Origin of the sequence: Streptomyces abikoensis (assembly GCF_014648775.1) — a bacterium.
GTDB lineage: Bacteria > Actinomycetota > Actinomycetes > Streptomycetales > Streptomycetaceae > Streptomyces > Streptomyces abikoensis.
In genome coordinates this window covers 1-14,770 of record NZ_BMRT01000014.1, presented here as the reverse complement: position 1 = coordinate 14,770, position 14,770 = coordinate 1, and the positions used below count along the sequence as shown (strand labels likewise).

Here is a 14,770-nt window from a genome sequence, read left to right as displayed (position 1 = left end):
GTTGCGGGCAGATGATGGGAAAAGCAGGCACTCCTACGGCGGGTACTGGCTGGTCCCCCGGCCGATCTCTCGTAGAGTTTTCGCGTGGGATCTCTGCGCAATCCGATCGGGCCGCTTCCTTCCTCCATCTACTGGCGGCGGAGGGCAGTTGCACTTGGCGTGCTCGGACTTCTGGCCCTGGTCGTCATCTGGTTCCTCGCCATGGACGGTGGCGGGGGCGGTTCCGAGGGCGATCAGAGCGAGGGCGCCAAGAACGGCCAGACGCCGACGGCGGATGCCACGATCACCCCGGGCCCGACGCCTTCGGGGCCGCACATCGGTCAACGACCGGGCGGCCGTGGCGATTCGGGCGGCGGTGGAACCGGCGGTGGTGCCGGCGGCTCCGGTGACCGTGCCGGGAGCGGCGGCGGTTCGGGAGCGGCCGGTGGCGCGGGCGGCGCGGCCGCCGCGGCCGGTGGTTTCGGCGGCGGCCCCGGGCTGGCGGTGACCGGTGACAGCAAGCCGGTGGCGGCCGTGTCGAGCCTGCCCGACTGCGCGCCGGGCGCGGTGCGGCTGAGCGTGCGCAGCGTCAAGGACTCCTACCGCCCGGACGAGAAGCCCAAGTTCGAACTCGTCGTGAAGAATTCCGGTGGCAGCGCCTGCAAGGTGAACTTCGGGGCCACCGCCGCCATGTTCGTCATCACCGACGACAAGGGCGAGGAGCACGTCTGGAACTCCGGCGACTGTGTCCGGGGCACGGCCGCGGTGCTCTTCGAGGTACCGGGCTCCGGCGAGGCCAAGCGCACCGTCGAGTGGGACCGCAGGCGCAGCGCCCCCCAGTGCGCCACGCCCTCCGGCCCCTCGGCGGCGGTACCGGGGACCTACCGGGTAGAGGTGAAGGTGGCGGGCGTCACGGACCGCACGGAATTCACCCTGGAGAAGGCCTGAGAGGGAAACCCGCGCCCCAAAGGGGCGCGGGGAACTGCGCGCTCAGCCAACGCCGACCCGCAGCGGTCTGACGGCATCCGGCTGAGCGGCGAAGCTAGACGTACCGCTCCAGAATCGACGACTCCGCCAGCCGCGAGAGCCCCTCGCGCACGGACCGCGCCCGGGCCTCGCCCACGCCGTCCACGGTCTGGAGATCGTCCACGCTGGCGGCGAGAAGCTTCTGGAGCCCCCCGAAGTGGTCCACGAGCCGCTCGATGATGGCGCCGGGCAGCCGGGGCACCTTCGCCAGCAGCCGGTAGCCGCGCGGCGAGACGGCGGAGTCCAGCGTCTCGGGGGAGCCGCTGTAGCCCAGGGCGCGGGCGACGATGGGCAGTTCGAGGAGCTCGGCGTGGGAGAGGGAGTCCAGGTCGGAGAGGGCCTCGGGGACCGTGCGGGTGCGCTTGGCGGTCGGCTCGGGGACGTAGTCCCGCACGACCAGCTCCCGTTCGGGCTCGACGCCCGCGATCAGCTCGTCGAGCTGGAGGGAGAGCAGCCGGCCGTCCGTGCCGAGCTCGACCACGTACTCCGCGATCTCCGTGGCGATGCGGCGGACCATCTCCAGCCGCTGGGAGACGGCCGTGACGTCCCGGACGGTGACCAGGTCCTCGATCTCCAGGGCGGACAGCGTGCCCGCCACCTCGTCCAGGCGGAGCTTGTAGCGCTCCAGGGTGGCCAGCGCCTGGTTGGCACGGGAGAGGATCGCGCCGGACTCCTCCAGGACGCGGCGCTCCCCGCCCACGTACAGGGCGATCAGCCGCATCGACTGGCTGACGGAGACCACGGGGAAGCCCGACTGGATGGAGACGCGCTGCGCGGTGCGGTGGCGGGTGCCGGTCTCCTCGGTGGGGATCGACGCGTCGGGGTACAGCTGGACGCCCGCCCGCACGATCTTGCTGATGTCCTTGTCGATGATCAGCGCGCCGTCCAGCTTGCACAGCTCGCGCAGCCGGGTGGCCGTGAACTCCACGTCGAGGACGAATCCGCCGGTGCACATCGACTCGACGGTCTTGTCCATGCCGAGGACGATGAGCCCGCCGGTGTTGCCGCGGAGCACGCGCTCCAGGCCGTCACGCAGGGCCGTGCCGGGCGCGACGGCGCTCAGCGTGCGCATCAGCCCGTCGACCCCGGAGCCACCGGAGGCGCCTCCGGACTTGCCGGGGCCCGATGCCCGGTCGTTGGCTGCCACTGCACTCCTCAGGTCGCAAGGTCAACGGTGCCGCGGGCCGCCCTGCTGTCGCGTACGCGCCGTCGTGCACGCCGTGCGCGTCGCGCGCTGTGGTGTGCGGCGGAGCGTACGTGCGGGCGGGACCAGGGAAAGTCTACTGGCGCCCAGCCTATTCGGGAGTGGTCCTCGGGCTCGCCTCCCGGCCGGTCTCCCCGCCGGACTCCCGGCCCGTCTCCTTGCCCGCCCCCCGGGCCGGCTCGCGGCGGGGGCGCTTGGGCAGCACCCGGAGGGCCTCGCCTATGTCCGAGACCTCCAGCACCTTCATCCCGCTGGGCACCTTGCCGGGGTCGGCGGGCACGAGGGCGTGGGTGAAGCCGAGCCGGGCCGCCTCGGCCAGCCGCCGCTGCACGCCCGTGACCCGTCTGACCTCGCCCGCCAGGCCCACCTCGCCGATGGCCACCAGGTTCTTCGGCAGGGGGGTGTCGCTGGCGGCGCTGGCCAGGGCGAGGGCGACGGCCAGGTCGGCGGCGGGCTCGGAGAGCTTCACGCCACCGACCGTGGCGCTGTAGATGTCGCGCTTGCCGAGGGCGCTGATGCGGCCGCGCTGCTCCAGCACGGCGAGCATCATCGAGACGCGCGAGGTCTCCAGGCCCGAGGTCGTCCGGCGCGGGGAGGGGATCTGGGAGTCGACGGTCAGCGCCTGCACCTCGGCCACCAGCGGACGACGGCCCTCCAGTGTCACCGTCAGACAAGTGCCCGGCACGGGCTCGGCACGGCGGGTGAGGAAGAGGCCGCTGGGGTCGGCGAGGCCGGTGATGCCTTCGTCGTGGAGCTCGAAGCAGCCGACCTCGTCCGTGGCGCCGTAGCGGTTCTTCACGCCGCGCACCAGGCGCAGCCGCGCGTGCCGGTCGCCCTCGAAGTGCAGGACGACGTCGACCAGGTGCTCCAGCAGGCGGGGGCCCGCGATGGCGCCGTCCTTGGTGACGTGACCGACCAGGAGCGTGGCCATGCCGCGCTCCTTGGAGGCCCGGATGAGGGCGCCGGCGACCTCGCGGACCTGGGCCATGCCGCCGGGCGCACCGTCGATCTCGGGGGAGGCCACGGTCTGGACGGAGTCCAGGATCAGCAGCGAGGGCTTGACCGAGTCGAGGTGCCCGAGGACGGCGGACAGGTCCGTCTCGGCGGCGAGATAGAGATGGTCGGAGAGGGCGCCGATGCGGTCGGCGCGCAGCCGGACCTGGCTCGCGGACTCCTCGCCCGTCACGTACAGCGTGCGGTGCTCGTCGGTGGCCGCCTTGGCCGCCACGTCCAGCAGCAGGGTCGACTTGCCGACGCCGGGCTCGCCCGCGAGCAGCACCACGGCGCTGGGCACCAGGCCGCCGCCGAGCACCCGGTCCAGCTCGGGGACGCCCGTGCCGCGCGCGGTGGCCTGACGGCCGTCGACCTGGGCGATGGGCACGGCGGCGGTGGTGACCCTGCCGGGCGCGGTCGTCCGCACGGCGGGGGCGCCGCCGAACTCCTCGACGGTGCCCCACGCCTGGCACTCGGGGCAGCGGCCGAGCCACTTGGCGGTGGTCCAGCCGCACTCGGTGCAGCGGTAGGAGGGCCGGTCCTTGGCGGACGAGCGAGAGGTACGGGCAGCCATGCGGAACACCGTAGCGGTGGGCACTGACAGTCCGGTCGCGAGTTCGGTCGGTCCGGTCGCGAGTTCGGTCGTCGGTTTCGGTCGCCAGTACGTACCGCCCTGTCCGGAGCTCGGCCAATCGGGGCGGAATGTTGGGCTCCTGTCCCCCTTTGAGGGAGAGAGTCACCCGTATGGGCTAAACCTCTGTGAGCAGGGCGGACGAGGGCGCGACACCGGCCTACCGTCGCCGGGATGATGACGAGCAGGCCCGAGCCCCCCACGCATGCCACCGGCGCGCACCGCGCACCCAGCAGTGCGCCGCGCGCGGACCGGCACCAGGTCGTCGAGAGCACCACCGAGCACATCGCGTACGACCACGCGTACGACCATGACGAGGAAGGCGAGGAAGGCCCCGGGAACAGCCCGCACCTCGACGGCCTGTTCACCTACTGCCTGTCCGTCCTGTGCGACCACGAGTCCGCCGTCGCCGCCCTCGGCGAGACCCTGGCGCTCGCCGAGCGCCGGGCCGACCGTGCCCCCGCCGCCGAGGAGGCGCACCGCGCCTGGCTGTACGCCCTCGCGCGCTGGGGGTGCCTGCGCAGGCTCGCTGAGCGCGGCCCCGGCGACCCGCCGCCCGCCCCCGACGCGGGCGCCCGCGCGGAACTGGCCCTGCTCGCCTGGCCCGAGGCCGCCGGCACCACCGCCGAGCAGCGCGAGGCCCTGGAACTGGCCGTGCGCCACGGGCTCGCCCCCCACGAGGTCGCCGCCGTGCTCCGCCTGGACCTCGACGCGGCACGCGTCCTGCTCTCCAGCGCCGCCTGCGAGGTCGAGCGCACCCGCACCGCGCTCGCCGTCGTCGAGTCGGGCCGCTGTCCGGTGGTCACCCGCTTCGTGGGCGACCGGGAAGTGCTGCTGGGCGCCGCGCTGCGGCGCGAGCTCGTCCGTCACGTCGACGAGTGCGCCGACTGCCGCCGTACCGCCGAGCGGGCCGTCGCGGGCGAGCCCTGGCCGGGCACCGCCGCGTCCCCGGCCGCCGCCCTGCCCGTCCTCCGCGCCCCCCGCGCCGCAGCGCGCGCCGCGATGCGCGGCGCCCTGGACGCACGCCCCCAGCGCCGGCGCGCGGGCGCCCAGCGCGCCGCGACCCCGCGCTTCGACCGCGGCGGCTTCCCCCTCACCCCCAAGGACCGCGCCGCCCGCCGCAGCAGACTGCGCAGCCGGGCCGTGACCACCACCGTCGTCGCCACGGTCGTCGCCGCGCCACTCCTCGCCCTGTGGGCCGCCTACCGGGGCACCCCGGTCGGCGAGGGCTCGGGCGCCGCACCCGTGTCCGCCACCGAGACCGACAGCCTGGGCGGCAGCCCCCACGAGGGCATGTACGAGGGCGCCTACGCCGATCCGTACGAGGCGACCGCCCCGGCGGGCCCCACCCGGCGCGTCAACGGCACCCCGGGGCCCATCGGCCACCGCTTCCCGGACGTCTCCGTGGCCGTCCTCGGCCCGGACGGCAGCACCGCCCCGGCCCCGCGCTCCGCCGGCACCGCACCCCCGGCCGCCACCACACCGCCGCACGCTCCAGCGGGCCGTCCCGCCGGACCGGTCGGTCCCGCCGCACCGGTCGGTCACGTAGGCCCCGGCAGGCTGACGGTCGAGGCGCAGCCCAGCGGCACGGCCACGCTCATCAAGCTCACCGCCGACGGTGGCGAACCGGTCAGCTGGTCGATGTCCGCCGGGGCGCCCTGGCTACGTCTGAGCCAGCCCGGGGGAGTGCTGCGCCCGGGGCAGTCCGTGACGGTCACCGTGCTCGTCGACCACAGCCGGGAACCGGCGGGCCCCTGGAGCGCCCGAGTGGCCATCGCGCCGGGCGGCACGGTCGTCACCATCGAAGGCTGCGGCACCCCCCGCCCGACACCGACACCGACCCCGTACCCGTCGACGACCCACCCGTCGGCGCCCCCGAGCCCGTAGCCGTTGTGGGCAATCGTTCCGCAGGGCGGAACGGGTGGGCACAACGGGACCACCGGCCCGCACCCGGGCACGCGCCGCCGTTCAGGCCCCGGGCCGACCATCCGCCGGATGCGGAGCCATCGGCAGCAGCGACCCCATCCGCTGCTCGCACAGCTCCACCAGCCGCGCGTACCCCTGCTCACCCATGAGCTCCACCAGCTCCGCCCGGTACGACACGTACACCGGATCCGCGCCCACGTGCGCGGACCGCGCCGACGTGCACCACCAGTGGAGATCGTGCCCGCCCGGACCCCAGCCCCGTCTGTCGTACTCGCCGATCGAAACCTGCAGCACCTGCGTGTCGTCCGGCCGGTCGATCCAGTCGTACGTACGCCGCACCGGCAGCTGCCAGCAGACGTCCGGTTTCGTCTCCAGCGGCTCGCGGCCTTCCCGCAGCGCCAGGATGTGCAGCGAGCAGCCCGCGCCGCCCGCGAAGCCGGGGCGGTTCTGGAAGATGCAGGAGCCCTTCCAGCGCCGGGTCTGCCGCTCGCCGTCCTCGTCGACCTGCGTCCACCCGGACTCCGCGCCCACCTCGTGGAACTGCCAGATCTCCGGCGTCAGCCGCGCCACGTGCCCGGCGACCCGCTGCTCGTCCTCCTCGTCGGAGAAGTGCGCGCCCAGCGTGCAGCAGCCGTCGGCGGCGCGCCCGGCCCGGATGCCCTGGCAGCCGTCGCCGAAGACGCACGTCCAGCGGGAGGTCAGCCAGGTCAGGTCACAGCGGAAGACCTGTTCGTCGTCGGCCGGGTCGGGGAACTCGACCCAGGCACGGGCGAAGTCGAGCCCGACCTCGTCGGGCGCCGGGGCGTCCTTGGCGGCCTTCACCACTTTGGACCCGAGCTTGCCCGCCTTGGACCCGAGCTTGTCCGCCTTGCCGGAGCCGTTCCCACCCGAACCGTTCTTGCCAGAACCGTTCTCGCCGGAACCGTCGACCTGCTTGCTGGAGGCTCTTTCCCGCCCTTTGTCCGGTTTGGCCTTCTTCGTCTTCGCCACCCCTCAAGACTAAGTGCCCTCGGCCACCGCAGTAGCGTTCAGGCCATGAGACTCGGTGTCCTCGACGTGGGTTCGAATACGGTCCACCTGCTGGTGGTCGACGCGCACCCCGGCGCCCGCCCGCTGCCCGCCCACTCCCACAAGACCGAGCTGCGCCTCGCCGAGCTGCTGGACGAGTCCGGCGCGATCAGCGACGCCGGGATAGAGCGGCTCATCGCCGTGATCCAGGAGGCGCTCCAGGCCGCCGAGGACAAGGGCGTCGAGGAAGTGCTCCCCTTCGCCACCTCGGCCGTCCGCGAGGCTTCCAACGCCGACGCCGTCCTCAGCCGCGTCCAGCAGGAGACCGGCGTCACCCTGCCCGTCCTCACGGGCGAGGAGGAGGCCCGGCTCACCTTCCTCGCCACCCGCCGCTGGTTCGGCTGGTCGTCCGGAAAGCTCCTTGTCCTCGACATCGGCGGCGGCTCCCTGGAGATCGCCTTCGGCCTCGACGAGGAGCCCGGCGCGGCCGCCTCCCTCCCCCTCGGCGCCGGCCGCCTCACCAAGGCATGGCTCCCCGGCGACCCGCCCGACCCCTCGGACGTCCGGGCGCTCCGCCGCCACGTGCGCACCGAGATCGCCCGTAAGGTCGGCGACTTCGCCCGCCTCGGCGCGCCCGACCACGCCGTCGCCACCTCCAAGACCTTCAAGCAGCTCGCCCGGATCGCGGGCGCGGCCCGCTCCGCCGAGGGCCTCTACACCCAGCGCACGCTCAGCCGGAAGGCGCTGGAGGAGTGGGTGCCCAAGCTGGCCACGATGACCACCGCCCAGCGCGGCAGACTCCCCGGCGTCTCCGACGGCCGCGCGCCGCAACTGCTCGCGGGCGCGCTCGTCGCGGAGGCGGCGCTGGAGCTGTTCGGGGTCGAGGAGATCGAGATCTGCCCGTGGGCGCTGCGCGAGGGCGTCATCCTGCGCCGCCTGGACCACCTGCCCACGCCCTGAGCGGACCGCCCGGTGGGGCGGGCAGTGCCGCCCCACCGGGCGGTGCCGTGCCGCCCCACCGTGACGTACGCGACGTACTCCTCGTACGGAACCACCTGCCCGCCGCCGGAGGGGCGGGCATACGCTGTCCCTCGTGACAGAGCCAGTGGTGCGCATTCCGGATGCGAAGGTCGCGCTGTCCACGGCATCGGTCTACCCCGAGTCGACGGCGACGGCCTTCGAGATCGCCGCCCGGCTGGGTTACGACGGTGTCGAGGTCATGGTGTGGACCGACCCGGTCAGCCAGGACATCGACGCGCTGCGTCGCCTCTCCGACTACCACCAGGTGCCCATCCTGGCCGTCCACGCCCCCTGTCTGCTGATCACCCAGCGCGTCTGGTCGACCGACCCGTGGGTCAAGCTCCAGCGCGCCCGCGCGGCGGCGGAGAAGCTGGGCGCGAGCACCGTCGTCGTCCACCCGCCGTTCCGCTGGCAGCGCTCCTACGCGCGCGACTTCGTCCAGGGCCTGTGGCGCATGGCGGGCGAGACCGACGTCCGGTTCGCCGTCGAGAACATGTACCCGTGGCGCTACCGCGACCGCGAGATGCTCGCCTACGCCCCCGACTGGGACGTCACCAAGGACGACTACCGCCACTTCACGGTCGACCTGTCGCACACGTCGACGGCCCGCACGGACGCCCTCCAGATGATCGACCGGATGGGCGACCGGCTCGCCCACATCCACCTCGCCGACGGCAACGGCTCCGCGAAGGACGAGCACCTCGTCCCCGGGCGCGGCAAGCAGCCCTGCGCCGAGGTGCTGGAGCGCCTGGCGACGAACGGTTTCGACGGGCACATCGTGATCGAGGTCAACACCCGCCGGGCCATGTCCGCCGCCGAGCGCGAAGCGGACCTGGCGGAGGCCCTGGCCTACACCCGCCTCCACCTCGCCTCCCCGACGGGAGCGCCGAGGACGGGGGTCCCGAGACCGTGACGACGAGCGAGGAACCGCCGACCGGGGGCCGTGAGGACCAGCCCCCCGCCCCCCGCCGTCGCGGCCGTCCCGCCCGTACCGACGCGGGCGACGGCCCCGGCGCGCGCGAGCGCATCCTCACCGCCGCCCGCGCCGAATTCGCCGAGCGCGGCTACGACAAGGCGTCCATCCGCGGCATGGCCAGGAGCGCCGGCGTCGACCCCGCGCTCGTCCACCACTACTTCGGCCCGAAGGAACAGATCTTCGCCGCGGCCGTCGAGACGGCCTTCGCGCCCGCCCTCGACGCCCAGGCGGTCGTCGTCCAGGGCCCGCTGGACAGCGCGGGCGAGCGGCTGACCCGCTTCGTCCTCGGGCTGTGGGAGGACCCGGTCACCCGCGAGCCGCTGCTCGCGATCGTGCGGTCGGCCGTGGCCAACGAGGCCGCCGCCGAGGTCTTCCGGAACCTGGTGTACACCCGGCTGATGACCCGCATCGCCGCCGAGCTGACGGCCCCCGACGCACAGCTGCGGTCCGAGCTGGCGGCGGCGCACCTGGTGGGCGTGATCATGCTGCGGCACGTCATCAAGATCGAACCGCTGGCGTCCAGGGACATCGGCCAGGTCGTGGCGATGGTCGCCCCGGCGGTCCAGCGCCACCTGACGGGCGACCCGGCCGCGTAGGGGCCCCGGAGGCCTCAGCCGCATCTCGCATCCCGGAAACCCTGTCCGCCTCGCGGACCGGCGGCGTAGGCTCGGACGTCCGAGACACAAGGAGTGAGCAGGATGCCCGAGCTGAGGTCCCGCACTGTCACCCACGGCCGCAACATGGCGGGCGCCCGAGCCCTTCTGCGGGCCGCGGGCGTAGCGCGCGAGGACTTCGGCAAGCCGATCATCGCGGTCGCGAACAGCTTCACGGAGTTCGTGCCGGGCCACACCCACCTCCAGCCGGTCGGCCGGATCGTCTCCGACGCGATCAAGGCGGCGGGCGGCATCCCCCGCGAGTTCAACACCATCGCCGTCGACGACGGCATCGCCATGGGCCACGCGGGCATGCTCTACTCGCTGCCCTCCCGCGACCTGATCGCCGACTCCGTCGAGTACATGGTCGAGGCGCACCGCGCCGACGCCCTGATCTGCATCTCCAACTGCGACAAGATCACCCCGGGCATGCTCATGGCCGCGCTGCGCCTGAACATCCCCGTCGTCTTCGTCTCCGGCGGCCCCATGGAGGCCGGCCAGGCCACGCTCGTCGACGGCACGGTCCGCAAGCTCGACCTGATCAACGCCATCGTCGACTCGGTCGACGAGAACGTCTCCGACGAGGACGTCCTGCGCATCGAGGAGAACGCCTGCCCGACCTGCGGCTCGTGTTCCGGCATGTTCACCGCCAACTCGATGAACTGCCTCACCGAGGCCATCGGCCTCTCCCTCCCGGGCAACGGCTCCGTCCTCGCCACCCACACCGCCCGCAAGGCGCTCTACGAGAACGCCGGCCGCACGGTCGTGGAGATCACCAAGCGCTACTACGACCAGGGCGACGAGTCCGTCCTGCCGCGCAACATCGCCACCCGCGCCGCCTTCGACAACGCCATGGCCCTCGACATCGCCATGGGCGGCTCCACCAACACCATCCTCCACCTGCTCGCCGCCGCCCAGGAGGCCGGGCTCGACTACGACCTCAAGGACATCGACGCCGTCTCGCGCCGCGTCCCCTGCCTGGCCAAGGTCGCCCCGAACATCGCCCCCGGCGGCACGTACTACATGGAGGACGTCCACCGCGCGGGCGGCATCCCCGCCATCCTCGGCGAGCTCTACCGCGCCGGCCTCCTCGACGAGGACGTCCACTCCGTGCACTCGCCGACGCTGGCCGAGTGGCTCAAGACCTGGGACGTGCGCGGCGGCTCCCCCTCCGCCGAAGCCGTCGAGCTGTGGCACGCCGCCCCCGGCTGCGTCCGCTCCGCGACCGCCTTCTCGCAGTCCGAGCGCTGGGAGTCCCTCGACGTGGACGCGGCCGGCGGCTGCATCCGCTCCGTCGAGCACGCGTACTCCAAGGACGGGGGACTGGCCGTCCTCAAGGGCAACCTGGCCGTCGACGGCTGCGTGGTGAAGACCGCCGGCGTCGACGAGTCGATCTGGACGTTCGAGGGCCCGGCCGTCGTCTGCGAATCGCAGGAGGAGGCCGTCGACAAGATCCTCTCCAAGGTGGTGAAGGAGGGCGACGTCGTCGTCATCCGCTACGAGGGCCCGCGCGGCGGCCCCGGCATGCAGGAGATGCTCTACCCGACGTCCTTCCTCAAGGGCCGCGGCCTCGGCAAGGCCTGCGCCCTGGTGACGGACGGCCGCTTCTCCGGCGGCACGTCGGGGCTGTCGATCGGCCACGCCTCGCCCGAGGCCGCCTCGGGCGGCACGATCGCGCTCGTCCACGACGGCGACCGCATCCGCATCGACATCCCGTCCCGCTCGATCGAACTCCTCGTCCCGGAGGACGAACTGGCCGCCCGCCGCGAGGCCCTCGGCGGCACGTACGCGCCGAAGAACCGCGACCGCAAGGTCTCGGCGGCCCTCCGCGCCTACGCGGCCATGGCGACGAGCGCGGACAAGGGCGCGGTGCGGGACGTCAGCAAGCTGGGGTGAGGACGGGCCCTCGGCGGGGCGGCGCGCCCTACCGCCACCCCGCCGGATTCCGCTCGTTAACGCCACCCCGCCGGATTCCGCGCGTCCACCGCGAACACCGTCCCGTCCGGCGCCGCGCCGAACACCTTCCCGTCCGCGACGACCGGCGCGGGGAGCAGCTCCAGGAAGCCCCGCCCGGCCCGCCCGAGGCGCGGCGACGTCTGCCCCAGCAGCGCCCCGCGCCCGGCGTCCACGGCCAGCAGCCGCCCGTCGGCGGCGGAGAAGTACAGCCGACGTCCGTCCTCGTCAGCGACCAGCGCCGACGCGTTGGCCACGGACGTCTCCATGCGCCACAGCTGCCCCGGGGTATGCCCGGGCGGCGTGTCCGCCGTATCGACGGCCGTCAGCCCGCCGTCCGAGGACAGGACGTAGACCAGATCCCCCTTCGCGAAGACGCTCGATGCGTCCAGCGGCGTACGGAGCGGAATCCGCCGCTCCCGTCCGATCCCCGGGGTGTAGCGGACGACAGCGGAAACCTGCGTCCGCGCATTGGCCTCGCTGAGATAGACGCTGCCGTTCGGCCCGGCGCCGACAGCCGTCAGCGCACCGTCCGCCGTCCACCGCCACAGCGTCGTGCCCCGCACCGGGTCGACGCCGACGACCTGGGTGTGCCGCCCGTCGGGCGCGAGGGCGACGCCGATGGCGTCACGCCCGTAGAAGGAGAAGACGGGCTTGATCCCACCGGGCAGCGCGTGCCGCCACCGCTCCCGGTTCGTCGCCCCGTCGACCGCCGTGATCACCCCGTCCCCGGCGACCAGCAGCACCGTGTCGCCCGCGTGGTAGACCCGCCCGTCGTACGCCGACACATCGCGGGTCCAGCGCGGCTCACCCGTGGCCGGGTCGAGCGCGGACAGCTCCCGCTTGTCCGGCGACAGCGCGTGCACCAGCCCACCGGACACATGCGGCGCACGCGCCCCGCTCACACCGGGCCGGTCACTGTTGGCCGCCGGCCGCCGCCAGGCGACCTTGCCGGAGGCGGCGTCGATACGGGCCGCGTGCACGTCCCGCCCGGCGCAGTACAGGGCACCGTCCGCGTACGTACAGAACCCGGCCCGCACCTCACCGTTCCCGGCGGGGTCCGCCAGGACGGACGTCTCCCACGGGCGCCAGGACGAACCCGCGGGAGTGGAGTGGTCGCTGTGCGCCGGCTGCTTGCCGAGGTCCTCCGCCTCCTCCATCACCCAGGCGCCGCCCGCTATCAGCGCGACGGCGGCCACGGTGGCCGCCGCGCCCCGTCGGAACCGCGACATCCGCCGGGAGGAACGGAAAGGGGAAGGGGAAGGGGAATGAGCGACTGAAGCCGTGACCGGAGAGGCCGTCACCGGCCCGGGCTCCGGCGTCGGCAGCATCGCCATGATCGCGTCGGGCGTCGGCCGGTCCGCCGGCTCCTTCGCGAGACAGGCCCGGATCAGCGGTACGAGATCGTCCGGCACCCCCGTCAGATCGGGCTCGTCGTGGACGACCTGGTACGCGACGATGTACGGACTCTCCGATTCGAACGGCCCCCGCCCCGTCGCCGCGTGCACCAGCAACGACGCCAACGCGAACACGTCCGCCGCCGGCCCCACCTCACGCGGCCGCTGGAACTGCTCCGGGGCCATGAAGGGCGGCGTACCGATCAGCTTGCCGGTCTCCGTGCGCAGCTCGCTGTCGTACGGCCGGGAGATGCCGAAGTCGATCACCTTCGGACCGTCCTCGGCGAGCAGCACATTGCTGGGCTTGAGGTCCCGGTGCACGACGCCCGCCCGGTGGATGTCGCGCAGCGCCTCCGCGAGCCCGGCCGCCAGCCGCCGCACCTCGTCGGAGCTCAGCGGCCCGTTCCGCTTCACCTGCTCGGAGAGGGTGGGGCCGGGGATGTAGAGGGTGGCCATCCACGGCCGTTCACCATCGGGATCGGCGTCCACGACGGACGCGGTGAACGCACCGCTCACCCGTCGCGCCGCCGCGACCTCCTGCCGGAAACGCGCCCTGAACTCGGGGTCCACCGCGTACTCCGCGTGCACCACCTTGACCGCGATGCGCAGCCCGGAGGGCGACCGCGCCAGATGGACGACGCCCATGCCGCCCGAGCCGAGGCGCCCCTCCAGCCGGTACCGGCCCGCGTACTGCGGATCGTCCGCTTCCGGACCGGTCCCCGTACTGCGCAGCGGCGGCATGCCCCACCCCCGTGTCACCCGTGTGATTCGACCGCTTTCGGCGGCTTGCGGAGCCTAATCGATGGGGCAGGGGGGACCGGGGAGGCGGAGCCGCGCGTTGCTAGCCTGCGCATGTCATTCACCTCACGGGGGAGAACACCATGGCGTACTACTCGATCGCTCCCGGCTATCAGGTCAATGTCCGCCGGGGCCCCAGCAGCGACAGCGAACTGGTCAAGGTCCTCCCGCAGGGCTCCAGCGTCTCCATCCGCTGCCAGACCCGCGGCGAGACCATCTCCGGCCCGTGCGGCACGACGGATGTCTGGGACTGCATCGCCCCGGGCCAGTACGTGTCCGACGCTTATGTGAAGACGGGCAGCAGCGGCTACGTGGCCGTCGCCTGCTCGGGCTGAGGCGGCTGAGGCGGCTGAGGCCGACAAGCCGCTTCGCTGCCGGCTCGCCGCCGCCTCGCCGCCGGACGCGCGGCCCTGGCGATAATCGACGTATGAGCGGCGAGCACGAAATGGCGACCGGACCCCGGCCCGAACCGATCCGGTTCTTCGGTACGACCTGGGTCGAGCACGACGGCGGCTACGCCCTGCGCCGGGCCGGGCTCGCCGTGGGCTCCCTGGCAGCGGCGGCGGCCGGCGCGTTCGTCCTCCGCCTGGGGTACGAGGGCCTGGCCATCGCCCAGGTGGGCGGCCTGATCAACGCGATGGTCGTCGTGGCCTTCGCCGTCTGCAGCGCCCTCGCCTTCCGTCGTACATGGGAGCGGTTCGTCCGCCGCCCGGAGGGCCCGGCGGACGCGGCGGCCGAACGCTCGATGCAGAGCCTGATGATGATCGGCTTCCTGGGCACCCTGCTCGCCTACTTCTTCCGGAGCCTCATGGAGGCCCCGGGCGAGAAGCTCCACCGCGCCGAGTACGACGCGGCCCGCGCCCGCCACGAGCGCCGCCGCACGACCCGCACGGGCAACCCTGCGGCGCGGGCGCCCAAGGGGCGGCGCAAGCACCCCTGAACCTCGTGTAGAGTTCTCCGAGTTGCCACACGGCAACGACCTCCACTACTTGGACGGCTTCCCTGAACGGGAAGAATTTCGGCTTGCCGAAATTCGGAACGGGCACCGATTAGGCGCCCCGGGGAAAATCCGCTAAAGTAGTGATCACGCCGGGGGCCGAAAGGCCGAAAGCGAAACCCCGCTCCAACAGGGGGCCGGAAACGAAAATCCGACCGGAAACGGAACGGAAAACGGATCTGGTAAGGTTGGAAACACCGAAGGGAAGC

The 14,770-nt window shown here is 73.2% G+C and carries 12 protein-coding genes; 8 read left to right on the top strand and 4 right to left on the bottom strand.

The genetic code is table 11. The features are described from left to right. Positions 1–159 precede the first annotated feature (159 nt). A complete protein-coding gene (locus IE096_RS29635) occupies positions 160–927 on the top strand; it encodes a hypothetical protein (RefSeq protein ID WP_308430397.1) in 768 nt (255 codons plus the stop codon). 94 nt (positions 928–1,021) lie between these two features. Here the strand turns inward: IE096_RS29635 and disA are convergent, their stop codons facing one another. Continuing rightward, positions 1,022–2,152, bottom strand: coding sequence for a DNA integrity scanning diadenylate cyclase DisA (disA, locus tag IE096_RS29630; RefSeq protein WP_126915373.1), 1,131 nt, complete (start codon positions 2,150–2,152; stop codon positions 1,022–1,024). 148 nt (positions 2,153–2,300) lie between these two features. Continuing rightward, entirely contained in the window at positions 2,301–3,776 is a 1,476-nt protein-coding gene (gene radA, locus IE096_RS29625; protein WP_189456973.1) for a DNA repair protein RadA, read from the bottom strand. A 231-nt stretch (positions 3,777–4,007) separates the two neighbouring features. Here radA and IE096_RS29620 point away from each other — a divergent pair, with 231 nt between their 5' ends. Then, a complete protein-coding gene (locus tag IE096_RS29620) occupies positions 4,008–5,720 on the top strand; it encodes a BACON domain-containing protein (RefSeq protein WP_308430396.1) in 1,713 nt (570 codons plus the stop codon). A gap of 81 nt (positions 5,721–5,801) precedes the next feature. Here IE096_RS29620 and IE096_RS29615 read toward each other — a convergent pair whose 3' ends face one another. Beyond that, positions 5,802–6,584 (bottom strand): DUF3109 family protein, encoded by a 783-nt coding sequence (locus tag IE096_RS29615; protein ID WP_229820711.1) that lies wholly within the window; start codon positions 6,582–6,584, stop codon positions 5,802–5,804. Between the two features lie 210 nt (positions 6,585–6,794). Here IE096_RS29615 and IE096_RS29610 point away from each other — a divergent pair, with 210 nt between their 5' ends. The 4 genes from IE096_RS29610 to ilvD all read left to right on the top strand — a co-directional run bounded on the left by IE096_RS29610 (position 6,795) and on the right by ilvD (position 11,312). Further along, complete coding sequence (locus IE096_RS29610) at positions 6,795–7,727, top strand: Ppx/GppA family phosphatase (protein ID WP_189456969.1); 933 nt, start codon at positions 6,795–6,797, stop codon at positions 7,725–7,727. 133 nt (positions 7,728–7,860) lie between these two features. Then, positions 7,861–8,700 carry a sugar phosphate isomerase/epimerase family protein gene (locus IE096_RS29605; protein WP_189456967.1) on the top strand — a complete coding sequence of 280 codons (840 nt, stop codon included), beginning with the start codon at positions 7,861–7,863 and terminating at the stop codon, positions 8,698–8,700. Next, positions 8,697–9,359: a TetR/AcrR family transcriptional regulator gene (locus IE096_RS29600; protein WP_189456965.1), complete on the top strand. Its 663-nt coding sequence runs from the start codon at positions 8,697–8,699 to the stop codon at positions 9,357–9,359. The genes IE096_RS29605 and IE096_RS29600 overlap by 4 nt, the downstream gene beginning before the upstream one ends. 102 nt (positions 9,360–9,461) lie before the next feature. Then, positions 9,462–11,312 (top strand): dihydroxy-acid dehydratase, encoded by a 1,851-nt coding sequence (ilvD, locus tag IE096_RS29595; RefSeq protein ID WP_189456963.1) that lies wholly within the window; start codon positions 9,462–9,464, stop codon positions 11,310–11,312. Positions 11,313–11,368: 56 nt separating this feature from the next. On the opposite strand, the gene IE096_RS29590 is transcribed toward ilvD, so the two are convergent. Then, positions 11,369–13,507: a serine/threonine-protein kinase gene (locus IE096_RS29590; protein WP_189457076.1), complete on the bottom strand. Its 2,139-nt coding sequence runs from the start codon at positions 13,505–13,507 to the stop codon at positions 11,369–11,371. Positions 13,508–13,623: 116 nt separating this feature from the next. Between IE096_RS29590 and IE096_RS29585 the strand changes: the two genes are divergently transcribed. Together IE096_RS29585 and IE096_RS29580 are read left to right on the top strand one after the other, a co-directional pair. Further along, entirely contained in the window at positions 13,624–13,899 is a 276-nt protein-coding gene (locus IE096_RS29585) for an SH3 domain-containing protein (protein WP_189457075.1), read from the top strand. A gap of 92 nt (positions 13,900–13,991) precedes the next feature. Then, on the top strand, positions 13,992–14,504 hold the full coding sequence (locus IE096_RS29580; protein WP_189456961.1) for a hypothetical protein: 513 nt from the start codon (positions 13,992–13,994) through the stop codon (positions 14,502–14,504). Positions 14,505–14,770: the final 266 nt, after the last annotated feature.

Coding starts and splice junctions, on each gene's coding strand:
- ilvD (WP_189456963.1), top strand. CDS start 9,462: ATGCCCGAGCTGAGGTCCCGCACTGTCACCCACGGCCGCAACATGGCG.
- IE096_RS29620 (WP_308430396.1), top strand. CDS start 4,008: ATGATGACGAGCAGGCCCGAGCCCCCCACGCATGCCACCGGCGCGCAC.
- IE096_RS29590 (WP_189457076.1), bottom strand. CDS start 13,507: ATGCCGCCGCTGCGCAGTACGGGGACCGGTCCGGAAGCGGACGATCCG.
- radA (WP_189456973.1), bottom strand. CDS start 3,776: ATGGCTGCCCGTACCTCTCGCTCGTCCGCCAAGGACCGGCCCTCCTAC.
- IE096_RS29580 (WP_189456961.1), top strand. CDS start 13,992: ATGAGCGGCGAGCACGAAATGGCGACCGGACCCCGGCCCGAACCGATC.
- IE096_RS29610 (WP_189456969.1), top strand. CDS start 6,795: ATGAGACTCGGTGTCCTCGACGTGGGTTCGAATACGGTCCACCTGCTG.